This is a genomic window from Lactiplantibacillus daowaiensis (genome assembly GCF_005405085.1).
In the GTDB taxonomy this organism is placed as follows: domain Bacteria; phylum Bacillota; class Bacilli; order Lactobacillales; family Lactobacillaceae; genus Lactiplantibacillus; species Lactiplantibacillus daowaiensis.
The window spans coordinates 1-22753 of the sequence record NZ_BJDJ01000016.1; the positions used below are offsets into that span (position 1 = coordinate 1).

24 protein-coding genes and 1 other annotated feature are annotated in these 22753 nt (G+C 45.0%); all 24 genes read left to right on the forward strand.

All coding sequences use genetic code 11. The annotated features are described in order from the left end of the window. Positions 1-1851: DNA translocase FtsK (locus FFM75_RS09905; protein ID WP_137629018.1), on the forward strand; the 1851-nt coding region annotated here is incomplete at its 5' end. 61 nt (positions 1852-1912) lie between these two features. Continuing rightward, a complete protein-coding gene (gene murC / locus FFM75_RS09910) occupies positions 1913-3223 on the forward strand; it encodes a UDP-N-acetylmuramate--L-alanine ligase (RefSeq protein ID WP_137629019.1) in 1311 nt (436 codons plus the stop codon). Positions 3224-3522: 299 nt separating this feature from the next. Then, entirely contained in the window at positions 3523-4245 is a 723-nt protein-coding gene (locus FFM75_RS09915) for a Bax inhibitor-1/YccA family protein (RefSeq protein ID WP_137629020.1), read from the forward strand. A 130-nt stretch (positions 4246-4375) separates the two neighbouring features. Further along, positions 4376-7024, forward strand: a complete 2649-nt coding sequence (gene polA, locus FFM75_RS09920; RefSeq protein ID WP_137629021.1) for a DNA polymerase I — start codon at positions 4376-4378, stop codon at positions 7022-7024. A 13-nt stretch (positions 7025-7037) separates the two neighbouring features. Next, positions 7038-7862: a bifunctional DNA-formamidopyrimidine glycosylase/DNA-(apurinic or apyrimidinic site) lyase gene (mutM, locus tag FFM75_RS09925; protein WP_137629022.1), complete on the forward strand. Its 825-nt coding sequence runs from the start codon at positions 7038-7040 to the stop codon at positions 7860-7862. A gap of 9 nt (positions 7863-7871) precedes the next feature. Then, positions 7872-8468, forward strand: a complete 597-nt coding sequence (gene coaE, locus FFM75_RS09930) for a dephospho-CoA kinase (RefSeq protein WP_137629023.1) — start codon at positions 7872-7874, stop codon at positions 8466-8468. Between the two features lie 41 nt (positions 8469-8509). After that, a complete protein-coding gene (gene nrdR, locus FFM75_RS09935) occupies positions 8510-9022 on the forward strand; it encodes a transcriptional regulator NrdR (protein ID WP_137629024.1) in 513 nt (170 codons plus the stop codon). A gap of 12 nt (positions 9023-9034) precedes the next feature. Further along, entirely contained in the window at positions 9035-10447 is a 1413-nt protein-coding gene (locus FFM75_RS09940) for a replication initiation and membrane attachment family protein (RefSeq protein ID WP_137629025.1), read from the forward strand. A gap of 3 nt (positions 10448-10450) precedes the next feature. Then, positions 10451-11386, forward strand: a complete 936-nt coding sequence (gene dnaI / locus FFM75_RS09945; RefSeq protein ID WP_137629026.1) for a primosomal protein DnaI — start codon at positions 10451-10453, stop codon at positions 11384-11386. Positions 11387-11768: 382 nt separating this feature from the next. Beyond that, the gene (gene thrS / locus FFM75_RS09950; RefSeq protein WP_137629027.1) at positions 11769-13733 is read left to right on the forward strand and encodes a threonine--tRNA ligase; all 1965 of its coding nucleotides are present in this window, start codon (positions 11769-11771) and stop codon (positions 13731-13733) included. 43 nt (positions 13734-13776) lie between these two features. Continuing rightward, positions 13777-13900, forward strand: a sequence feature (ribosomal protein L20 leader region). A gap of 43 nt (positions 13901-13943) precedes the next feature. After that, positions 13944-14444 carry a translation initiation factor IF-3 gene (gene infC / locus FFM75_RS09955; RefSeq protein WP_171001478.1) on the forward strand — a complete coding sequence of 167 codons (501 nt, stop codon included), beginning with the start codon at positions 13944-13946 and terminating at the stop codon, positions 14442-14444. Between the two features lie 21 nt (positions 14445-14465). Continuing rightward, the gene (rpmI, locus tag FFM75_RS09960; protein WP_137629029.1) at positions 14466-14660 is read left to right on the forward strand and encodes a 50S ribosomal protein L35; all 195 of its coding nucleotides are present in this window, start codon (positions 14466-14468) and stop codon (positions 14658-14660) included. Positions 14661-14695: 35 nt separating this feature from the next. Next, positions 14696-15055 carry a 50S ribosomal protein L20 gene (rplT, locus tag FFM75_RS09965; protein WP_137629030.1) on the forward strand — a complete coding sequence of 120 codons (360 nt, stop codon included), beginning with the start codon at positions 14696-14698 and terminating at the stop codon, positions 15053-15055. Positions 15056-15389: 334 nt separating this feature from the next. After that, positions 15390-15917 carry a YqeG family HAD IIIA-type phosphatase gene (locus FFM75_RS09970; RefSeq protein ID WP_137629031.1) on the forward strand — a complete coding sequence of 176 codons (528 nt, stop codon included), beginning with the start codon at positions 15390-15392 and terminating at the stop codon, positions 15915-15917. Beyond that, positions 15918-17051 carry a ribosome biogenesis GTPase YqeH gene (yqeH, locus tag FFM75_RS09975; protein ID WP_137629032.1) on the forward strand — a complete coding sequence of 378 codons (1134 nt, stop codon included), beginning with the start codon at positions 15918-15920 and terminating at the stop codon, positions 17049-17051. It begins immediately after the preceding gene. 9 nt (positions 17052-17060) lie between these two features. Then, on the forward strand, positions 17061-17375 hold the full coding sequence (yhbY, locus tag FFM75_RS09980) for a ribosome assembly RNA-binding protein YhbY (RefSeq protein WP_137629033.1): 315 nt from the start codon (positions 17061-17063) through the stop codon (positions 17373-17375). A 13-nt stretch (positions 17376-17388) separates the two neighbouring features. Next, positions 17389-18024, forward strand: a complete 636-nt coding sequence (locus tag FFM75_RS09985; protein ID WP_137629034.1) for a nicotinate-nucleotide adenylyltransferase — start codon at positions 17389-17391, stop codon at positions 18022-18024. Continuing rightward, positions 18008-18625 carry a bis(5'-nucleosyl)-tetraphosphatase (symmetrical) YqeK gene (gene yqeK, locus FFM75_RS09990; RefSeq protein ID WP_137629035.1) on the forward strand — a complete coding sequence of 206 codons (618 nt, stop codon included), beginning with the start codon at positions 18008-18010 and terminating at the stop codon, positions 18623-18625. Before FFM75_RS09985 ends, yqeK begins: the two co-directional genes overlap by 17 nt. A gap of 23 nt (positions 18626-18648) precedes the next feature. Continuing rightward, a complete protein-coding gene (rsfS, locus tag FFM75_RS09995) occupies positions 18649-19005 on the forward strand; it encodes a ribosome silencing factor (protein ID WP_137629036.1) in 357 nt (118 codons plus the stop codon). Beyond that, positions 19002-19736, forward strand: a complete 735-nt coding sequence (locus FFM75_RS10000; protein WP_137629037.1) for a class I SAM-dependent DNA methyltransferase — start codon at positions 19002-19004, stop codon at positions 19734-19736. Before rsfS ends, FFM75_RS10000 begins: the two co-directional genes overlap by 4 nt. Positions 19737-19745: 9 nt before the next feature. Further along, a complete protein-coding gene (locus tag FFM75_RS10005; protein WP_137629038.1) occupies positions 19746-20894 on the forward strand; it encodes a nucleotidyltransferase in 1149 nt (382 codons plus the stop codon). A gap of 134 nt (positions 20895-21028) precedes the next feature. Beyond that, positions 21029-21580, forward strand: a complete 552-nt coding sequence (locus tag FFM75_RS10010; protein ID WP_137629039.1) for a YceD family protein — start codon at positions 21029-21031, stop codon at positions 21578-21580. Positions 21581-21641: 61 nt separating this feature from the next. Beyond that, the gene (rpmF, locus tag FFM75_RS10015) at positions 21642-21821 is read left to right on the forward strand and encodes a 50S ribosomal protein L32 (protein WP_125072845.1); all 180 of its coding nucleotides are present in this window, start codon (positions 21642-21644) and stop codon (positions 21819-21821) included. A 314-nt stretch (positions 21822-22135) separates the two neighbouring features. Then, positions 22136-22711 (forward strand): hypothetical protein, encoded by a 576-nt coding sequence (locus tag FFM75_RS10020; RefSeq protein WP_137629040.1) that lies wholly within the window; start codon positions 22136-22138, stop codon positions 22709-22711. Positions 22712-22753 lie beyond the last annotated feature (42 nt).

The window sequence follows — 22753 nt, forward strand, 5'->3', positions numbered from 1 at the left end:
GAAGCCAGTGAAGCCAGTGAAGCCAGTGAAGCCAGTGAAGCCAGTGAAGCCAGTGAAGCCAGTGAAGCCAGTGAAGCCAGTGAAGCGGCCAAACCAGCGCATGGGTTAGGGCTATCACTTGATGCGATTATGACTGAAGAAGACAATGCCCAAGCTGACTTGGCCTTATTTAAAGATGCGCCAGTTGTGGCGGATACTGCTGAATCAGCAGTGCCAGAAAATGATGACGACCTGTATCAACCCGTCGGCGTCCATCGACAACGCGAACCTCGGCCAACGCCACCAACACGGGTTGCGGCGCCAAGTTCAGTTACACCGGTTAGTCAGGTAGCGCCAACACCGAATAGTAGTGCGGGGATTGATGAAGCCCCCGTTTCTGCGGTCCATGCGGGAACTTCCGCAGCGCCGGTTTTGGCTGATAAAGAATTGGCAGCTTATCATTTGCCACCATTAGACTTGTTGAAAGCGCCAGTTATCCCCGATGAATCTGAAATGGATGATTGGATTGAAAGTAAGGCAAGTGCTTTAGATGAGTCCTTAGATGCCTTTGGTGTCGATGCCAATGTTGTTGATTGGACGGTGGGGCCAACGGTTACCCAGTTCCAAGTCAAATTAGCGCGTGGGGTCAAAGTCAGCAAAATCACCAACTTAAATGATGATTTAAAGTTGGCCTTAGCGGCAAAAGACATTCGAATTGAAGCACCGATTCCCGGCCGGAATACGGTCGGCATTGAAATTCCAAACAAGAAGTCGCGGCCAGTCATGTTGTCCGAAGTTTTGAACTCAACGAAGTTCAAAGAAAGTAAATCGCCACTAACCGTTGCGTTAGGGGTCGATTTATTTGGGCAACCACAAGTGACTGACTTGCGGAAGATGCCGCATGGCTTAATTGCTGGGGCCACCGGCTCTGGTAAATCAGTCTTCATCAACAGTATTTTAGTATCGATTTTGTATAAATCTAATCCGCAAGAAGTCAAATTGTTACTGATTGACCCGAAAGCCGTGGAATTAGCGCCATACGATAAGGTGCCACATTTGTTGGCACCAGTCATTTCAGAACCTAAGGCTGCTTCGGCTGCCTTGAAGTGGGTCGTTGATGAAATGGATAATCGGTATGATAAACTCGCCGCTGGTGGGGCCCGCAATATTGAACAGTTCAACGCCATGGCGGTTGAACATCATGAAGAGAGTTTAAAAATGCCATACATCGTGATTGTCATCGATGAATTGGCTGACTTGATGATGGTCGCGTCTAGTGAAGTGCAAGACTATATTGCGCGCATTACCCAAAAGGCGCGTGCCGCTGGGATCCATTTGTTGGTTGCAACACAACGCCCAAGTGTCGATGTGGTAACGGGCTTGATCAAGAACAACATTCCAACTCGAATTGCATTTATGGTTGCCAGTCAAATTGATTCACGGACGATCTTAGATGCGAGTGGAGCGGAACGGTTACTTGGTCGCGGGGATATGTTATATCTCGGTAACGGCCAAAGCACACCAATTCGACTACAAGGGACGTATGTTGATAGTGAAATTGATGGGATTGCGCAGTTTGTGCGTGAACAGGCGGCGCCGCACTATGAATTTCAACCCGACAACTTGATGAAGCACGAAGAAGCGGCTAAAAATCAAGATGAATTGATGCCAGAAGTGTTGGCTTACCTTGCTGATGAAGATACGGTCTCAACGTCGAAGTTGCAACGGACCTTCTCAGTGGGGTACAATCGAGCCGCTAATATTATTGACGATCTTGAAAATCGCAATTATGTTTCACCGGCCAAAGGTTCTAAGCCACGCGATGTTTATTTCACCGCGGAAGATTTAACAAATTTACAAGCTAACTCATAATTAAAAATCAAGGATTCATTAGGTCACTGATGAATTGCCAATATGGGAGATTATAAAGACAATGGATAAAGCAACGGTTTATTATTTTGTAGGTATTAAAGGCTCAGGGATGAGTTCCCTAGCTTTGATTTTGCATGATAAAGGGTTCAAAGTAGAAGGCTCCGATATCGAACAATATACCTTTACGCAAAAGGGCCTCGCAGCAGCTGGGATTAAGATGTTACCTTTCTCAGAAGACAATATTCATGAAGGCTTGACCGTGATTGCTGGGAATTCTTTCACTGATGATCATCCCGAAATTAAAAAAGCACGCGCCATGGGCTTACCAGTTTATCGGTACCATGAATTCTTAGGTAAATTGATGTCTGGTTACACGAGTATTGGGGTTGCCGGGACACATGGTAAGACGTCAACGACTGGGTTGTTATCACACGTTTTAAGTAATATTGCACCAACGAGTTACTTGATTGGTGATGGGACTGGTAAAGGGACGCCGGATGCCCGGTTCTTCGTCTTTGAAGCGGATGAATATCGGCGTCATTTTGTGGCTTACCATCCAGACTATGCCATTATGACTAATGTTGACTTTGACCATCCGGATTACTATAAAGACTTAGCTGATGTGCAATCAGCTTTCGAACAATTTGGGAGTCAAGTTAAAAAGGGGATTTTTGCTTGGGGCGACGATGAAAGCCTCCGCAAGCTAGATGTTCAAACCCCGGTTTACTACTATGGGACCAAAGATCGTGATGATTTCCAAGCCGTTAACATCAAACGGACGACAAAAGGGTCATCTTTTGAAGTGAAATACCACGATGAATCATTAGGCGAATTTGAAATTCCATTGTTTGGTGAACATAACGTCTTGAACAGTACGGCTGTCATTGCGGTCGCGTACTTTGAAAAAGTTGACTTGGCTGAAATCCGGAAAGAATTATTGGACTTTAGTGGGGTCAAACGCCGCTTCTCTGAACACCAAGTGGGCGATATGATGTTGATCGATGACTATGCGCATCATCCATCAGAAATCAAAGCGACTTTAGATGCTGCACGCCAAAAGTATCCAGATAAAGAAATCTTGGCGGTCTTCCAACCACATACGTATTCACGGACGAAGGCCTTGATGGATGGGTTTGCCAGCAGCTTAAGCATGGCCGACCATGTCTTTTTGACTAATATCTTCAGTTCTGCGCGTGAAAAGAGTGGCGATGTGTCGTCGAAAGATTTAGCAGCTAAGTTACCAAATGGCGGCGAAATCATTACGATGGATGATATGTCAGCTTTAACGGCTTATCATGATGCTGTCGTTGTCTTCATGGGCGCTGGCGATATTCAAAAATATGAAAAGCTTTACGAAGACCAAATGAAATAGGTTCATCACAAGAGTCCGCTGAGCGGGCTCTTTTTTTAGCTTTTACTTAATGTTATTTCTAAGAAATTCTTATGCTAATCTCAGGCACAAACTGTTTTACCTTCCCTGACTAATCTGCTACACTATATACCAAGAAAGTTGAGGTGACTGATTGAGATGGGAATATGTCGATGGTCAAGCCATGTAATTGACAAATTAGCCGGTGAACGTCACTAGCAAGCTGTTAGTGACGACTCAATTAGCGCTTTAAACTCGGATTTTGCAGGAATATACTCAATTTTAGGTGAAAGAGGGATTCTATGAATAACTTTCAACAAGAACCACAACAGGGGCCGCGGACAATTAATACCCAAGTCGGGTTGCGGAGCTTCTTAACAAAAATGTATGGTTACATGTCACTGGCTGTTATCGTGTCAGCGGTCGTGGCTTATTTATCAATGACGATTTGGAAACCCGTGATTTATGGGGCGTTTGCATCACATCCACTCGTGTTCTTAATGATCTTTGTCATTAGTATGTTTGCGATGATCGGCGGGATTCAAGTTAACGCTAACCGTAACCCAGCCATGAGTTTTACGTTGTTAATGCTCTTTGCGGTCGTCTTTGGGGCTGAAATGTCGATTACGTTAGCCCTTTACACGGGTGCCACGATCGTTGGTGCCTTTGTGGCTGCGGCTGGGGTCTTCGGGACGATGGCGGTGATTGGGACGACCACGAAACGTGATATGTCACGTTTAGGTACGCATTTATTTGCGGCTTTGATCGGGTTATTAGTGGCGTCACTTGTGAACATGTTCTTACAAAGCGCTGCAATTGCCTACGTCTTCTCATACATCGGTGTGTTGATCTTCGCCGGTTTATCCATGTGGGATGCTAATCGGATGCGGGATATGTACCTGCAATACGGCGACCAAGTTTCTTCAACTGGGTTGGCCGTAACGGGTGCGTTACAATTATACTTGGACTTTGTCAATATCTTCTTATACTTCGTCCAAATTTTCGGTGGTTCAAGCCGCGATTAATTAAATAAAACCTTAAAAACGAGTGCTGACACGTTCAGTTACTCGTTTTTTCGTAGCCTAAAGTCCCGTTTGACGCCTTTCTTTGGTACAATTAAAGGTATCATAGTCCGACATTAAGGAGCGTAAAATAATGGCAAAAAAATTATTATTGATTGATGGCAATAGCGTCGCGTTTCGGGCGTTTTTCGCGTTGCACAACCAACTCGACCGGTTTGTGAACGCGGATGGGTTGCACACGAACGCCATTTATGGCTTCAATACCATGCTTGATCACATGATCAAAGCAGTTAACCCAACTGATATGTTGGTTGCGTTTGACGCTGGTAAAACGACTTTTCGGACGGCAATGTTTGATAATTACAAGGGCGGTCGTGCCAAAACGCCGGGCGAATTCTCTGAACAAATGCCGTATATTAAACAATTACTCGATGCATATGGCATCCAACATTACGAACTAAAAGATTACGAAGCTGATGATATTATCGGGACGCTAGCCGGCCAAGCTGATGCGGCGGGCTACACGACCACGATTGTGACTGGGGATCGTGATTTAACGCAATTAACGACCGACCATACAACGGTGGCCGTGACTGTCAAAGGGGTCTCAGAAGTTGAACGGTACACCCCAGAACATGTGCAAGAAAAATTAGGCATTACCCCAACGCAAATTATTGATATGAAGGGGTTAACTGGTGATACGTCTGATAATTATCCTGGGGTCACTAAAGTCGGTGAAAAAACCGCGTTGAAGCTGTTGAAAGCATATGGCTCAATTGAAGGCGTCTATGAAAATATCGACGATATGAAAAAAAGCAAGATGAAAGAACATCTGATTGAAGATCATGACTTGGCAACGCGGGCCAAAGTTTTAGCGACGATTAAACGGGACGCCCCGATTAAAGTTGGGATTGAAGAGTTAACTTACGCAGGTCCAGATATCGAAAAGTTGGCTGAGTTTTATCAGACGATGGATTTCCAATCATTCTTGAAGAAGCTTAATGTTGGTCCAGCTGAACCAGAAACGCCAATCGACTATACCGTTTTGACCAAAGATAATTTGGGCGAACTAAGTCAATTCACGACTGAAGTTGAATTTTACTTAGAAATGCCAACTGCGAATTATCACGTCTCAGCGTTTGCTGGTTTTGCGATTGGTCATGCGGATCACTGGTATATCAGTCGTAATATTGACTTGTTGCAAGCGCCAGCATTGAAAGACTTATTAGCTAGCACAACGATTCAAAAGAACGTTTTTGATATGAAACGCACGATTGTAGGTTTGAATCGCTTAGACTTAAGCTTGCATGCGGTTGATTTTGACTTATTGTTAGTCTCATATTTGTTAGATACTAATGACAATAGTAATGACCTCGGTAACTTGGCAGAACAACACGGTTACACGGACTTACCAACGGATGAAGCAATCTATGGTAAGGGCGTTAAACGGGCGATTCCAGATGATGACAATGTCTTCTTTAGCCATCTTGCCCGTAAGGTAGCGGCGATTGCGGCCTTGAAACCAATGTTGTTAAAGCAACTCGATGAAAATGAACAAACGCCGTTATATCATGATATTGAAAAGCCAATGGCCTTGGTGCTCGCCCAAATGGAAATGGCCGGGATCACGGTTGATGCCAGTCACTTACAAGCGATGGGTAGCCAGTTTAAAGAACGATTGAGTGAAATTGAACAGACGATTTATCAAGAAGCGGGTCATGAATTTAATATCAATTCACCAAAGCAACTTGGGCAAATCTTATTCGAAGAAATGAAGCTCCCCGTAATTAAAAAGACCAAGACTGGTTATTCGACGGCAGTCGATGTCTTAGAAAAATTAGCGCCAGAAGCCCCAATCGTGGCGAATATCTTACAATATCGGCAAATTTCTAAGATTCAGTCAACGTATGTTGAAGGTTTATTAGATGCCATTCATTCAACGGACCAAAAAGTCCACACGCGTTACTTACAAACGTTGACGCAAACTGGTCGCTTGTCTTCAGTTGATCCCAACTTGCAAAACATTCCGGTGCGTTTGGAAGAAGGACGTCGCATTCGGCAAGCCTTTGTCCCAAGTCATCCAGATTGGCAAATCTTCTCATCTGATTATTCGCAAATCGAATTACGAGTCTTAGCCCACATTACGCATGATGAAAACATGCAGGCTGCCTTTAATGAAGGTGACGACATCCATGCGGCCACAGCGATGCGGATTTTTAATTTGAAATCGCCAGCCGACGTGACCCCTAACATTCGCCGGCAAGCCAAAGCGGTCAACTTTGGGATCGTTTATGGGATTAGTGATTATGGCTTGTCGCAAAACATCGGGATTACCCGGAAGCAAGCCAAGCAATTTATTGATGCTTATTTCCAAGAATACCCAGGTGTTAAACAATACATGGATGATGTGGTGAAGCTGGCGCATGACCAAGGTTATGTTGAGACCATCTCACATCGGCGGCGGTACTTGCCAGATATCAACGCCCGTAGTTTTAATCAACGCTCGTTTGCTGAACGGACGGCGATGAACACCCCAATTCAAGGGAGCGCCGCTGATATTATCAAGATTGCGATGATCAAAATGCAACAAGCACTAAAAGATGCGGGCTTGCAAGCCACGATGTTATTACAAGTCCATGATGAATTGATCTTTGAAGCGCCTGCTAGTGAAATTCCAACGTTGGAAAAATTAGTGCCAAGTGTGATGGATTCGGCCGTAAAATTAGACGTGCCGTTAAAAGTCGAAAGCCACTATGGCGATACTTGGTATGATGCGAAATAGGAAGTGACAAGCGATGCCAGAATTACCAGAAGTTGAAACCGTTCGTCGCGGCTTGAACCGCTTAGTAAAAGGGGCGACGATTGCCAGTATCGATGTTTACTGGCCTAAAATTATTAACAATGATCTTAACAGCTTTGAACAGCGTTTGGCTGGTCAAACGATTGAAACTGTCGACCGGCGAGGCAAGTATTTATTATTCCGCTTCAGCAATGGGTTGACGATGGTTTCTCATTTGCGCATGGAAGGGAAGTATAATGTGGTACCGGCTGGTGAAAGCCGAACCAAACATACCCACGTTGTCTTTCATCTAACGGATGACCGTGATTTGTGGTATAACGATACCCGCAAATTTGGTCGCATGACGTTAGTGCCAACTGGTGAAGAAAATACCGTTGGTGGCTTGAAGACGATGGGTCCTGAACCGGTTGCGAGCCAACTGACCGTGGCCTATATGCAGACGATCTTTAGCAAGTCTAAAAAGATGATCAAGCCGTTATTGCTAGATCAAAGTAAGATTGCGGGCTTAGGCAACATTTATGTCGACGAAACGCTGTGGATGAGCAAGATTCATCCGATGCGACCAGCGCGTTCATTAACAGCTGATGAAATCGACGTTTTGCGACAAAATATCATTGATGAGATGGCGATGGCGATCAAAGGTCACGGGACGACGGTCCATTCGTTTTCAACGGCGTTTGGTGAAGCCGGTCAGTTCCAAAATCAGTTGCATGTCTACGGTCGGGAAGGTGAACCGTGCGAACGTTGTGGGACGTTGATTGAAAAAATCAAAGTTGCCCAGCGTGGCACGCACTTTTGCCCGCACGAGCAACAGTTGTAGGTGCCGGCAATGACAAAAATTATTGGTTTGACTGGTGGGATTGCGACGGGTAAGTCGACCGTTTCGGCGATGTTAGCGGAAGCGGGGTTGCCAATTGTCGATGCGGATAAAATCGCTTGGCAAGTTGAAGGCCCTAAGACCCCCGTGCTTGCACAGATTGTCGCGCAGTTTGGACCGGAAGCGCAGTTGCCAGATGGTAGCTTGAATCGGAAATGGTTGGGTCGCCAAGTGTTTAACGATGATGCCGCTTTGAAGGCCCTAAATGCCATTACGAGTGGTCCCATTCAACACGCAATCTTACAAGCCACGTTAGATGCTGGTAAAACGCAGCCGCCAGCAGTAATCTTAGATATCCCGTTATTGCTTGAAAATGGTTGGCAACATGTCTGTGATCAAGTGATCGTGGTGTCAGCGCCCTTAGCAGTTGTCTTACCGCGCTTAATGGCGCGCAACAACTTAACCGCTGCAGCCGCCCAAGCCCGGATCGATAGTCAAATGCCACTAGCTGAGAAGGTTAAGCTAGCTGATATTGTGATTGATAACGGGGCTAACATTGATGAAACTAGGCAAGCCGTGTTAAAATGGCTGAAAACTATTAAATCTTAATTGAAAACTTATCATTACTAGAAAAATGAGGTGAAAAGTCCATGCAATGTCCACACTGTCATCATAATGGCTCTCGGGTCGTCGATAGTCGGCCAACCGACGACGGCCGCGTGATTCGGCGGCGACGTGAATGTGAAAACTGCGGTTTTCGGTTTACGACGTTCGAACGCGTTGAAGCCACGCCATTGTTAGTGATCAAAAAGAACGGTGCGCGCGAAGAATTTAATCGCGAAAAGATTTTGCGCGGGATTATTCGTTCCGCCGAAAAACGCCCAGTTAGTATGGAAACCATGACGGGAATCGTCGATGACGTTGAGAATAAAGTCCGCTCACTTGGTGAAAATGAAATCTCAAGTCAAGTCATTGGTGAATACGTCATGGAAAAATTAGCCGATATTGATGAAATCTCATATATTCGGTTTGCCAGTGTTTACCGGCAATTTAAAGATATGCATGTCTTCTTGAATGAACTCCAAGACATGATGGAACGCGATAAAATTAAATTGGCTAAGACGGCGAAAACGAATAAGTCGACGAAAGCTAAAAAAGAATAATGGTGATGCAATATGCCAGATAACAACCCAACTTTGACACCTAAAGCGGGTTTGATCGTCCCAACGGTCGCGGCTTTATCAGCAACTGAACAGGCTATTTTAGCCGAACTGTATTTACCGTTGACAGGTGCACTGGCTTATAGCTTATATGCAGCCTTACGTAGCCTACAACGGGAACCGGGCGATTTAAGCCGGCGTCGTAGTCATGCCGAATTACTGGGCATTTTAAATGTGGATTTACCGACCGTTGTGACGGCGCGCCAAAAGTTAGAGGCAACCGGATTATTACGGACTTATTATCAACAAGACCAAATCGGTGAGTTGTACTTATATCAACTCCAAGCGCCGATGACGGCCAAACAATTTTTTGATGATGACTTACTGAGTGTCTTGTTACTGGATACCGTTGGTGAGACCCGTTATCAACAACTAGCAGCTGACTTTACACCAACAACGGTTGACTTGAGTCAGGCGACTGAAGTGACCGCCGACTTGTTAAGTGTCTTTCATGTCGATAGTCAAAAGGTGACGCATACCCCGACTGAAATTCAACAAGTCCGCCAGCAATTACCTGAGTCGGCAACGCGTGCTGCGGCACCAGCTTTAGCGACCACGAATTTCGATTGGCAAGTCTTGGGGCAGATCTTACAACAAAACTATGTTGATTTGGATCAAGTTCAAGCGTCACGGCAACTTATCGTGACGGAGAGTCGGGTCTACGGTATCAGTGAAGTCGAAATGGGTAAGTTGATCAGTGAAGTGGCTAGTTTAACGACTGGTAAGTTTGATGCCAATCAATTGAAGTTAGCCATTGCGCGTCGGTATCAGCGTCCAAGTACGCCCGCACCGGTTGCAACCCCGGCAGCTGCTTCAGCGGCGGCTACAGCTACCTCGCAAAGCCCGGCAACTGAATTGACGGCGGCCGAACAACAATTGGTCGCAGTTGCCAAGCAAACGTCGCCGTATGACTTTATTGAAGCGTTAAAGAAAGAAAAACACGGTTTTGTGACGAGTGGTGAGAATCGCTTAGTCCATGACTTAGTTGGTCGTGGGGTACTTTCAAATGCCGTTATTAATATGATTATTTACTATTTACTACAAAATCGTGAACTAACAACACTGAATAAAAATTTGTTAGAGACGATGGCCAATGATTGGCAACAACATCAAATTGCAACACCAGAAGCGGCTTTAGTTTACTTAAAACAACGCCAGCAACCTAAACCAGCCTCGAAGCGGCGGAATCAACGATCGAATGGTCGGCCGACGCGTAAAGAAGTGGTGCCGGGTTGGGCAAAGAAGTCCGCGACTAGTGCTGCGACAACTAAGGGTAGTGAGCCTAGTCAAGCAATGACTGACGCTGATCGGCAGAAGTTAGCGGCACGTATTGCAAACTTAGGCTCAAACGCCGATAAGGAGGGTTAGCCGATGGAAAATATTTCGGAAACGTTAAAAACATTGATGAATCGTCGGAACTTAAATCAACGGTATCAAGATTTAATGACCGCCGTTTATCAAGATCCGGATGTTCGGGATTTTTTGGCGGCCCATCAAACAGAACTTTCAAGTGACGCTTTAGAGCGAAGCGCAACGAAACTTTATGAATTTTGCGAAGAAAAACGTAAACTGGCGCGTCATGAACCGACGCAAGCACCAGGCTATCAGCCTGAACTTGTTATGAGCAATCATCTGATCGATATTGCTTATCAACCAACGCCCCAATTGCAAGAAGCCCAAGCAGAACGGGCGCTTAAGCAACGGGTGCGGTCGATTAGTATGCCCAAGAATATTCAAGAAGCCAGCCTGAAAACGTATGATCAAGATGGGGACCGGGCCACAGCTTTGATGTCGGCCTTAGATTTCATTGACGCCTACACGCAGTCGCCTAAACGGTTCCATCGCGGGCTATATTTGTATGGGTCGTTTGGGGTTGGCAAGACTTATTTGCTGGGTGCGATGGCTAACGAACTGGCCACGCGCGGCTTTCAAACGACATTGATTCATTTTCCAAGCTTTGCAGTCGAGATGAAGCGCTCGATTGGTAACAACACGTCTGGTGATAAAGTTGATGCGATTAAGCGCGCGCCAATCTTAATGATTGATGATATTGGTGCCGATGCGTCGTCAACGTGGATTCGCGATGATGTGTTAGGGGTTATTTTGGAATACCGCATGCAAGAAGAATTGCCAACTTGCTTTTCATCGAACTTCGCAATGCAAGAATTGCAAGATGGCTATTTAACGATTTCGCAAAAGGGTGATGAAGAACCAGTCAAAGCCCAACGAATCATGCAACGCGTACGATTTTTAGCCACTGAAATTGAAATGGTTGGCCGCAATCGGCGGTTAAATCCAACTGATTAACTAACGAAGCGCAGACGTTTAGTCGTCGCGCTTTTTTTATGCCGACTTAAATTTAATTGACTTTTGAAACAAAAGTGGTTTAATTGAAAACAGATACGAAAGACACGCTCAATTAATCATGGCTCGCAGAGATCAAAACATTAGCTGGAAGTTTTGGACCGGATTTTTGGAGATACCACTTTCGTAGTAATGCTCAATTGAGCCGGAACGCGTCCGTTATTAGCGCTAATGAGTCAGTGACTTTAAGTTACTGAAAAATCGGGTGGAACCACGTCAATCACGTCCCTATTACTAGCTATGGCTAGTAGTGGGGACTTTTTTGTCGTCCCGGCGCAGGTTCGTTTTGGTGAGTGGGTAAATTTTGAAGGAGTGTGTCTATTTTATGGCAAGTATTAAGGTTAAATTTCCAGATGGCGCGGAAAAGCAATTCGATGCCGGCGTTACGACGGAAGACATTGCAAAATCAATCAGTCCCTCATTGGCTAAACGGTCAGTGGCTGGGAAGTTCAACGGTCAAGTCGTTGATTATCGCCAACCATTAACCACGGATGGTGCCATTGAAATTGTTGCGGCCGATAGTGATGAAGGTTTAGCAGTTTTACGTCAAACTGCTGCACAAATCTTAGCTAACGCGGTTAAGCAATTATTCCCAAATGTTCATTTTGGGAGTGGCGAAGGTAACGAAAATGGCTTCTTCTTTGATACCGACAATCCGGACGAAGATGGCAAACAAGTAAGTGAAGATGACTTGGAAGCAATCAGTATCAAGATGCAAGCCATCATCAAAGAAAACTTACCAATCGTGCGTGAAGTCTTATCAAAAGACGATGCATTAGCTTTAGTTGGTGACAATCCTTACCAACAAGACTTAGTTAACGAACGGGCTGCTGAAAATGACGGTCAAGTCGTTGTTTACAAGCAAGGCGACTTCGTTGATTTATCAGATGGTGCCCAATTAGCTTCAACTGGTAAAGTCAAAGTCTTCAAGTTATTGTCAGTTGCCGGTGCTTACTGGCAAGGTAAATCCAGCAACCCAATGTTGCAACGGATTTACGGGACAGCTTTCTTGAAGCAAAAGGACTTAGATGCTGACTTGAAGCGGCGTCAAGAAGCCCGTGAACGCGACCACCGGGTTATCGGGAACGAACTTGATTTGTTCTTTGTTGATCCTAAGGTTGGGAACGGCTTACCTTACTGGATGCCAAACGGTGCGACGATCCGTCGTCAAATCGAACGTTATATCATTGATAAAGAAGTGGCCAATGGTTACCAACACGTTTACACCCCAGTTTTAGCTAACTTGGATGTTTACAAGCAATCTGGTCACTGGGATCACTACCGTGAAGATATGTTCCCACCAATGGACATGGGTGACGGCGAACAATTGGAATTACGGCCAATGAACTGCCCATCACATATCCAAATCTACAACCACCATATTCGCTCATACCGTGAATTACCATTACGGATTGCTGAACTTGGGATGATGCACCGTTATGAAAAATCTGGTGCCTTAACTGGGTTGTCACGGGTTCGTGAAATGACCTTAAACGATGGTCATACTTTCGTTGCCATGGATCAAATCGAAGAAGAATTCAAGAAGATCTTGGCCTTGATGGTTCAAGTTTATGAAGACTTCGATATTTCTGATTACCGGTTCCGCTTAAGCTACCGTGATCCTGAAAACAAAGAAAAGTACTTCGATGACGACGCAATGTGGGAACGGAGCCAAAAGATGTTGAAGTCAGCCATGGATGACATGGGCTTGGATTACTTCGAAGCTGAAGGGGAAGCTGCTTTCTACGGTCCTAAGTTGGACGTTCAAACTAAGACGGCCCTCGGTGGTGAAGAAACCTTGTCAACCATCCAATTAGACTTCTTATTACCAGAACGCTTCGACTTGAAGTACGTTGGTTCTGATGGTGAAGAACATCGTCCAGTGATGATTCACCGTGGTTTAGTTTCAACGATGGAACGTTTCGTGGCTTACTTGACTGAAATCTATAAGGGTGCCTTCCCAACTTGGTTAGCACCTAAGCAAGTAACAATCATCCCAGTTAACAACGGTGCTCATGGCGATTATGCTGAAAATGTCCGTCGTCGTTTAGCTGAAGCTGGCATTCGGGTTAGCGTTGATGACCGTAACGAAAAGATGGGTTACAAGATTCGTGAATCACAAACGAAGAAGATTCCATACTTGTTAGTTGTCGGTGACCAAGAAGTTTCGACCGGGAATGTTTCGGTTCGGAAGTATGGTGAAGAACGGACGGAATCAGAACCAATCGATATGTTCATTGGTGCGATTACCCAAGAAGTTCGCAGCTACAGTCGTGGCGCCAGCAAATAAGTGTTGACACAATTTTTCGATTCTGGTATTATATTGGAGTTGAGAAAAAAAGCAGAAGCACCCGCTTCTCGCCTTGGTAACCTGAGTTATCGGGCAGATGAACGATGAATTGATTCCCATTAACGGGGTTGAGCGGGCGTTTTATGCGCCCGCTCTTTTTGTGGATTTCTCGAAATTTTACGGAGGTGAATTACCATAGCTAAGGATTCAATGGTTAATGACGGCATCCGTGCTCGCGAAGTACGTTTGATTGCCAGTGATGGTGAACAATTAGGTGTCAAGTCACGACAAGAAGCAATGCAGATTGCTGAAGATGCAAGCTTAGACCTTGTTTTAGTTGCACCGAAAGCGAAGCCACCCGTAGCCAGAATTATGGATTATGGGAAGTATCGTTTCGAGCAACAAAAGAAACAACGGGAAGCTCGTAAGAAGCAAAAAGTTGTTAGCATCAAAGAAGTGCGCTTGAGTCCCGCAATTGACACCAATGACTTTAACACGAAGCTGAAACATGCTGAAAAGTTCTTGTCAAAAGGTGACAAAGTTCGGGTTTCCATTCGTTTCAAGGGCCGTGCCATTACCCATAAGGATATTGGTCGCGAAGTCTTGAATCGTATGATTGAAGCCACTAAAGAATATGCGACCGTTGAAGCTTATCCTAAGATGGATGGGCGCAGCATGTTCTTGGTGTTAGCACCAAAAACTGATAAGTAATTTCTAGGAGGATTATTGATTATGCCAAAACAAAAGACAAACCGCGCTGCAGCTAAGCGTTTCAAAGTTACCGGTAAAGGTAAGATTAAGAGCGCCAACGCTTTCACAAGTCATCGTTTCCATGGTAAGACTAAGAAACAACGTCGCCAATTACGTGGTACGGCTGTGATCGAAAAGCCAATGGTCAAAACATATCACAAGTTATTACAAAAATAATTAACACGTTTTAGTTAAATCTAGGAGGAAATAAGATGGCTCGAGTAAAAGGTGGAACTGTAACACGCAAGCGTCGTAAACGCATTTTAAAATTAGCTAAAGGTTACCGTGGTGCTAAGCATATCCAATTTAAGGTTGCTAAGGACCAAGTAATGAAGTCATACGAATACGCATTCCGCGATCGTAAGAAGCGTAAGAGTGACTTCCGTCGTCTTTGGATTGCCCGGATCAACGCGGCAGCTCGTTTGAATGACATGAGCTACAGCAAGTTGATGCATGGTTTGAAGCTTGCTAACATCGATATGAACCGTAAGATGTTGGCTGACTTAGCTGTTAACGATGCTGACGCATTCAAGGCTTTAGTTGAAGAAGCTAAGAAAGCTCTTGCAGCTTAATTAAAAAATCCAAGCCATAAACGGTCAGGTTGAGAAGGGATGCCATCATTTGGGTGGTGTCTCTTTTTATTTTTGCTCGGCTTTACGGGGGAATTGCCGCCTCCGGTTGGCAGTAATTCCAGCTGCCACGGGACCAATCAAAGCCATAACGATGGACATATTGGTCTAACTCGTGAGATCTTAGGTGTAAATACCGGCACAACCGAGCAAAATCATAAATATCCATCAAAGGATTAATCAAACAATATCAACGATTACATGTAGTATGATAAAATAGGTCAGTGAGGTCCCGGCCGAACACCTAATAACGAAAACAGAAGCGAAGGGGAAAACCATGATTAAGCAATTTAAACCAACTTGGATGATCGATGCAATCTATAACATTACACCCGCGCAATTGCGCGCAAAGGGCATTAAGGCGGTCTTTACCGATCTTGATAATACGTTGATTGCTTGGGATAATCCCGATGGCACCCCGGAACTGAAAAAATGGTTACACGCGTTGCAAGATGCTGGTATTCCAGTGGTGGTCGTGTCCAACAATTCCCATGATCGGGTGGCAAAAGCACTTAAGGCGCTTGACTTGCCGTTTGTTTCACGGGCCTTAAAGCCATTACCAACTGGAATTCATAAAGCCCGCCATCAACTTGGCTTACGTCAAAGTGAAGTTGTGATGGTCGGGGACCAATATATTACGGATATGTGGGCATCACGAATGGCGGGGGTCGCTAGTATTTTAGTTCGTCCCTTAGTCGAAACGGATGCGTGGAATACCCGGATCAATCGTTTCTTTGAACGGTTTATTAAGATGTGTTTAGCACATCGTTATCCAACAATGCATTTTCAAAAGGAGCTTAAATAAGTGAGCGAAGCACAAGAAACTTTATATTGTATCGGTTGTGGGGCAGCCATTCAAACGACTGACCCGAAAGCTGCAGGGTACACCCCTGCATCAGCTTTAAAGAAATCATTAGAATCCGATACGCAAGACTTATATTGCCAACGTTGTTTCCGGTTGCGGCATTATAACGAAATCGTGCCAGTTGGGTTAACTGACGATGATTTCCGGCATTTATTAGCCACGATTCGAGAAGCCAACGCGTTGGTCGTCTATGTGGTCGATATCTTTGATTTAAACGGGAGTATTATTCCTGGGTTACAACGGTTTGTCGGGGATAATCCCGTCTTGCTCGTTGGGAACAAAGAAGATGTCTTGCCACGTCAATTACGCCGGACGAAACTTCGTGAATGGATGAATCAACAAGTCCGATCACAAGGCATTAAACCCGTTGATGTCGCTTTAACGAGTGCCAAACGTGGTCATGCGATTGATGATTTATTAGCTTTAATTGAAAAGTATCGTCGCGGTCGCGATGTGTACGTTGTTGGGGTCACTAATGTCGGTAAATCAACCTTAATTAACCGGATCATTGCGAACAATACTGGTTTGAAAGACTTGATTACCACATCACGATTCCCAGGAACGACCTTAGATAAAATTGAAATTCCATTGGATGATGGCCATAAGATGGTTGACACCCCAGGGATTATTCATCCAGAACAAATGGCGCATGTCTTAAGTGGCGATGACTTGAAATTAGTCTCACCACAAAAAGAAATCCGGCCAAAAAATTATCAATTAGGCAATGGTCAAACCTTGTTCTTAGGTGGCGTTGCCCGGTTAGATATTATTGATACGTTGAAGCCAGCCGGCGTGGTTTATGTCGACAATAACTTACCGTTACATCGGACTAAAACCGACAATGCGGACAACTTTTATACGAAGCATGTTGGCGAATTGATCACGCCACCAACCGGGGATGCCGTTAAAGACTTCCCACCATTGGTGCGGCATGAATTCAAGACCACGACGACTAGTGACGTGGTCTTTGAAGGCCTTGGTTGGGTAACGGTGCCCGCTGATACCCGGGTCGCTGGTTGGGCACCAAAAGGGGTCGACGTGTTAACGCGCCCAGCAATGATTAACAAGCAATAGGAGAATTTAATGGAAAACTTACGTGGAAAACAAAAACGTTATTTAAGAAGTCAAGCCCATCACTTACGGCCAGTGTTTGCGGTCGGTAAGAATGGTTTATCTGAAGAATGGCTCGGTCAATTAGTTAGTGCTTTAGACAAGCGCGAATTAATCAAAGTGAACATTTTACAGAATGCAGATGTGACGACTGATGAAGTGAAAGCTGCGATCGAAGCCAATACGCCAATTACGATTGTGCAAACGATTGGCCGCGTGTTGGTCTTATACATGCCAGCTAGTCATGCCGAAGACCAAAAGCTGTCATTGGCAGTCGATAAGATCTAGGGAGGAATCAGGTTTGAAGACGGTTAGTCAAACAGCGACGAAAGTGGTAGCTGAAATGGTGACCGATATCCCGCACAAACGGGTCGGTATTTTAGGTGGTACTTTTAATCCACCGCATTTAGGTCATTTGATTATGGCGCAACAAGTTGGTGATCAACTTGGGTTAGATGAAGTGCGGTTTATGCCAGATGCACAACCGCCGCATGTGGATGAAAAAAAGACGATTGCGGCCGTCGACCGAAAAAACATGGTCGAACGGGCCATCGCTGATAACCCGTTATTCAAATTAGAAACTGCCGAGCTCAAACGCGGCGGTAAAAGTTATACGTATGATACAATAAAAGCCCTCAAGGCCCAGCATCCTGAAGTGCAATATTACTTCATTATTGGTGGCGACATGGTCGACTATTTACACACGTGGTATCGCATCGATGACCTCGTTAAATTAGTGACTTTTGTTGGCATCAAACGGACTGGTTACCCAACGACTAGCCAATATCCGGTGATGTGGGTCGATGCGCCGTTAGTTGATATTAGTTCGACGCAGATTCGGCAGAAGATCAGCCGTGGTCACACGGTTCGTTACTTAGTGCCGGCAGCCGTTGAAGACTATATTAAGGAGCATCAGTTATATGAGCCAACCAATTGAGTATCAAGAAAACTTAGTGCCGTATACCCACGCTGAACTAATGGCGAAAGTGGCCGCACAATTAACCGATTCACGTTACCAACATTGCTTACGCGTAGAGCAAACCTCACGCGACTTAGCCGTGGCAAACGGGGTTGACCCTGAATTAGCTGCCATTACTGGGCTATTACACGATTATGCCAAGCAACGTGATGATGCAACGTTTATCAAGATTATTCAAACCCATGGCTTAGATCCTGAATTAGTCCATTATGGCAATGGGGTTTGGCATGGGGTTGTTGGTGCTGAACTGATTAAAGATGAACTTCATATTTATAATGAAGACATTTTAAATGCTGTCCGGTTGCATACGGTCGGCGCACCTTACATGCCAAAGTTAGCGCAAATTGTGTTTATGGCTGATTTTATTGAACCGAATCGGGATTTTCCAGGCGTTGATGAGGCCCGGAAATTAACCAAACAATCATTAGCGGCCGGGGTCCGCTACCAAATTCAACATACGTTAGCGTATCTTGTTGAAAAAGGCCAAGCTGTCTACCCACAAACCTTAGCGACTTATAATGCTTGGGTCGGTGGCGTCGGTGCGGTCACCCCAAATTAAATCAAACTTAAAGGAAGTATTTTATGGATAGCAAAGCATTATTACAATTAACTGTTGAAGCCGCTGATGACAAGCGGGCCGAAGACATCGTCGCTTTAAATGTTGCTGAAGTGAGCTTGATGGCGGATTATTTTGTCATCTTATCAGCAGATTCAAAACGCCAAGTTCAAGCGATTGGCGATAACGTGGTTGATTTTATCCGCAAGGCTGGTTCTGACGTGAAGAGCGTTGAAGGTCGGACCGCTGGTGAATGGATCTTAATCGATTGCGGCGATGTCATCGTGCACGTCTTCCAAAAAGACGCACGTCAACATTATAACTTAGAAAAATTATGGGCCGATGCACCGTTAGTTGATGTCGACCAATGGGTTAACGCATGATTTATCAGACGTTTGCCGAATTATACGACGAACTCTTCGATCCAGCCATGTACCAGCAATGGCTGGATTTTGTGCGTCGTCAATTACCTGACCAAACGGGTGAAGTCTTGGAATTAGCTTGTGGGACTGGTCGGTTGGCCGTGTTACTGGCACAAGCGGGTTACCATGTGACTGGTTTTGACTTGTCTGATAATATGTTGGCCTTAGCGCAACAACATGCCGAAGCCGCTGACGTGACGATTCCGTTAATCGAAGGCAATATGCTTGATTTGTCGGAATTAGGCACGTTTAGCGCGGTCACTTGTTTTGCCGACTCGTTTTGCTACTTACCAGACATTACGCAGGTGCAACAAGCGTTTACCGAAGTGGCACAACACTTAACGGCGGATGGTAAGTTCTTGTTTGATGTGATCACACCGCACCAAACAGATGACGTTTATCCGGGCTATATGTATAACTATCGTGATGATGAACGGGCCTTTATGTGGACGAGCTATGCTGGTGAAACGCCGCATAGTGCCGAACATGATTTAACGTTCTTTATTTGGAACGACGATAAACAAGCCTTTGATGAAGTTAGCGAGTTACATCAAGAACAAACATATGACTTAGCCACCTATCAACAAGCTTTAGCGGCCGCTGGGTTTAGTCACGTTACGGTGACGGCCGACTTTGGGCAACATGAACCTGATGACCAAACGACGCGGTGGTTCTTTGTCTGTCAAAAGTAGGTGACCAGGATGCACGCAGTTGGTGTCATAACTGAATATAATCCACTGCATAATGGGCATTTGTACCATTTACAGCAGGCAAAGCAACAAACTGGTGCGGATTGTACGGTGGTCGTCATGAGTGGTAACTGGCTGCAACGCGGGGAACCAGCGATCCTAGATAAGTGGACGCGGGCCCAACTGGCGTTGCAGGCCGGGGCGGACTTGGTGATTGAACTGCCAGTCTTTTTTGCCACGCAACCGGCACATTTATTCGCGCGTGGTGGCGTTGAGTTATTAACGGCGTTAGGTTGTGAGAGCTTGGTCTTTGGCGCCGAGCATCCCGAATTGGACTTTGGCCAATTGATGGCCGCTTTTCCTAATGGTCGCGAAGCGTTTAAACAGTACAATGCGACCTATGCGACCCTGTTTAATGCCGCTTTAAAGACGGCTACAGGGCAAGCGTTGACCAAATCCAATGACATGTTAGGGTATTGCTATTACGTCGCTAATCAGCATTTAGGCGGTCATTTGAAGCTGGTGTCGATTCAGCGCCAAGTCGCGGATCATAACGATGCCGCGATTCATATGAGTCAATTTGCGAGTGGGACAGCGATTCGTCAAGCAGCGCTTACCGGCAATTGGTCAGCGGTGGCTAAAGTGGTCCCAGCGACAACTTTAGCGCAGCTGCAACAACAACCATTGGTGAGTTGGGCTGATTTTTGGCCTTACCTGCACTATCAATTGATGAGCACGACGGTTGAACGCAGTGGTCAATTTGATCAGATGGCTGAGGGACTGGAGTATCGACTACGCGAAATGGCGCAATCGGCCACTAGCTTTGACGATTTCTTGACGCGTGTTAAGTCGAAACGTTATACGTATACGCGCCTGCAGCGAGTCGCAACCGCCACGTTGTTACAGCTAACGGCAACCGAGGTCCAAGCCGCACAGATGCAAAATTACTTGCGGGTGCTCGGCTTTAGTCCAGTCGGACAGGCTTACTTGCATCAAGTTAAAAAAGAGTTAACGTTGCCACTATATACGAAGATGAGTAAGGACTTGCGGTTACATGAGTTGGCACTGGATTATCGTGCGGGGCGGGTCTATGAATTAATCAATCATCAAACCCAAGACTTGTATCGGCGGCCATTGATGATTGAAAACGCCCCGAAGTAATTTCAGTTGACCATGACCGCTTTTCTTGGTATGGTGGTGAACGATGGCGGGCTTTTCAGCCTGTCAAGGAAAAAACATTGACAAAGGATTTTCACACAGGTATAATTTATCACGTTGCATTAGGAGGTTTTTAAATGAAATGGTCGTTAAGTCAGCTACGAAGCTATCGTGATGAGCCACTTCAGTTTGATGAAGCGTTGGATTTAAAACACTCCCTGATGACGCGTTATCCCGAAATTATCGATGTTAAAGCAACCCAAGTAAAAGGGTATTTGACCTATGATAAGGGTAACGTGCTAATCTCAGCCCATGTTGATGCGGACTTAACCGTGCCATCAACACGGTCGCTGACGCCAGTTGACTTACCGCTGGCTTTTCAAATGACAGAATATTATGTGTCGCAAGGAACTGATTTAAGTCAGTTCGAAGACGACGATACGGTAATTATTTTACCCGAAGATGATATTTTGAATTTTGATGTCGCTGTGGAGGATAATATTTTAATTCACATCCCCATGCAGATTCTTTCTGAAGCTGAGCAAAATGGTGAACCGATGCCCACTGGTAACGGTTGGGAAGTCATCGGTGAAGATGATCTCGCCAAGCAAGCTGAAGAACATAAAACTGTTGATCCGCGTTTAGCTAAGTTAAAAAACCTGTTCCCTGATCAGGAAGCCAAGGATTAAGTTTAGCTAAACCTATCATACCCTCACGTTAAGTGAAATTATTTTAAGGAGGTGTAGGTTGATGGCTGTACCAGCAAGAAGAACATCTAAGATGCGTAAACGCAACCGTCGTGGTCATATCAAATTGGCTACACCAAATTTGGCACCATGCCCAAATTGTGGCGAATTACGTGTATCTCATCGCGTTTGCCCAAGTTGTGGTTTTTACAACGGCAAACAAGTCGTAAAAGTAAACAACTAATTTGATTTAGTTGCTGAAAAGCCGCAGTGCGGCCATGGCGCATGTCGCTTTTCATCTGAATACGATTCAAAAACTCGCTTAGGCGAGTTTTTTTGTGCGCAAATTTAAGTTTACATAAAAGGTTACTATCCGCTATTTAGGTCAGTGCAACTTGATCTGAATGGCGTTTTTTTGTCTATCCGGATCAATCACGTCGTTATGACAAAATTTATTTGAATTATTTTCAACCAATACTTTAAAACGACAGAGGGTGTCGGGGCGTTATGCTATGCTAGCGCTGACATAAAAAATGAAGCAAAAGGAGTTTGATGAAGATGTCAAAAAAATGGTTAGCAAGTTTAGCAGTTGGAACGGCATTGATGGGGACTGGTGTTGCGGTTGGGGTAGTTGCAACTCAGGTGAGTCAGCCTGCGACGGTCCAAGCGGCTGTGAAAACAAAGACGTATAAAATTGATAGAGCTTATCGAAAAGATGGTAAATGGTACACGATGAAAGTCAAATTAACCTATGGTAAGCCGGTTACAGTTAAAACACCCAAGTTCAAAGGCTATGTGGCATATACCCGAGGTGAATTTAACTTAACGCTGACGGCTAATGGTGATGTGCAAATGTCTGGTAACGGTGGTTACTATTTTAAAACGATTTCAGCCCAAGTACAGAAGGCCAATGCTAAGTCAAAGAAGGCAGTAACGACTAACGGTACCATTTATTACGGCAACGCTAAAACGGTTAGTTATAAAGTCAAAGGTAAAGTTGGCACAATTGTTTCGGCAAAAGTACCACAAATAAAAGGTTATAAATCAAATGTGAAGAAAATGAAGGTAGGCATTAATGATAAAGGTAAAGATGGCGCTTGGAAGTTAACAAAAGTTACTTATAAGCGTAAGTAATAATCAATTTATGGTTTATGCATTTCAAGAATTACGAAAAAT

What these genes read in the sequence shown, in the direction of transcription:
- coaE (WP_137629023.1), top strand. Translation starts at nt 7,872, where the DNA reads ATGACAAAAATTATTGGTTTGACTGGTGGGATTGCGACGGGTAAGTCG.
- thrS (WP_137629027.1), top strand. Translation starts at nt 11,769, where the DNA reads ATGGCAAGTATTAAGGTTAAATTTCCAGATGGCGCGGAAAAGCAATTC.
- rplT (WP_137629030.1), top strand. Translation starts at nt 14,696, where the DNA reads ATGGCTCGAGTAAAAGGTGGAACTGTAACACGCAAGCGTCGTAAACGC.
- FFM75_RS10020 (WP_137629040.1), top strand. Translation starts at nt 22,136, where the DNA reads ATGTCAAAAAAATGGTTAGCAAGTTTAGCAGTTGGAACGGCATTGATG.
- rpmI (WP_137629029.1), top strand. Translation starts at nt 14,466, where the DNA reads ATGCCAAAACAAAAGACAAACCGCGCTGCAGCTAAGCGTTTCAAAGTT.
- mutM (WP_137629022.1), top strand. Translation starts at nt 7,038, where the DNA reads ATGCCAGAATTACCAGAAGTTGAAACCGTTCGTCGCGGCTTGAACCGC.
- murC (WP_137629019.1), top strand. Translation starts at nt 1,913, where the DNA reads ATGGATAAAGCAACGGTTTATTATTTTGTAGGTATTAAAGGCTCAGGG.
- FFM75_RS09940 (WP_137629025.1), top strand. Translation starts at nt 9,035, where the DNA reads ATGCCAGATAACAACCCAACTTTGACACCTAAAGCGGGTTTGATCGTC.
- FFM75_RS09915 (WP_137629020.1), top strand. Translation starts at nt 3,523, where the DNA reads ATGAATAACTTTCAACAAGAACCACAACAGGGGCCGCGGACAATTAAT.
- polA (WP_137629021.1), top strand. Translation starts at nt 4,376, where the DNA reads ATGGCAAAAAAATTATTATTGATTGATGGCAATAGCGTCGCGTTTCGG.
- FFM75_RS10000 (WP_137629037.1), top strand. Translation starts at nt 19,002, where the DNA reads ATGATTTATCAGACGTTTGCCGAATTATACGACGAACTCTTCGATCCA.
- nrdR (WP_137629024.1), top strand. Translation starts at nt 8,510, where the DNA reads ATGCAATGTCCACACTGTCATCATAATGGCTCTCGGGTCGTCGATAGT.
- FFM75_RS09970 (WP_137629031.1), top strand. Translation starts at nt 15,390, where the DNA reads ATGATTAAGCAATTTAAACCAACTTGGATGATCGATGCAATCTATAAC.
- FFM75_RS10005 (WP_137629038.1), top strand. Translation starts at nt 19,746, where the DNA reads ATGCACGCAGTTGGTGTCATAACTGAATATAATCCACTGCATAATGGG.
- FFM75_RS10010 (WP_137629039.1), top strand. Translation starts at nt 21,029, where the DNA reads ATGAAATGGTCGTTAAGTCAGCTACGAAGCTATCGTGATGAGCCACTT.
- rpmF (WP_125072845.1), top strand. Translation starts at nt 21,642, where the DNA reads ATGGCTGTACCAGCAAGAAGAACATCTAAGATGCGTAAACGCAACCGT.
- rsfS (WP_137629036.1), top strand. Translation starts at nt 18,649, where the DNA reads ATGGATAGCAAAGCATTATTACAATTAACTGTTGAAGCCGCTGATGAC.
- infC (WP_171001478.1), top strand. Translation starts at nt 13,944, where the DNA reads ATGGTTAATGACGGCATCCGTGCTCGCGAAGTACGTTTGATTGCCAGT.
- yqeK (WP_137629035.1), top strand. Translation starts at nt 18,008, where the DNA reads ATGAGCCAACCAATTGAGTATCAAGAAAACTTAGTGCCGTATACCCAC.
- yhbY (WP_137629033.1), top strand. Translation starts at nt 17,061, where the DNA reads ATGGAAAACTTACGTGGAAAACAAAAACGTTATTTAAGAAGTCAAGCC.
- dnaI (WP_137629026.1), top strand. Translation starts at nt 10,451, where the DNA reads ATGGAAAATATTTCGGAAACGTTAAAAACATTGATGAATCGTCGGAAC.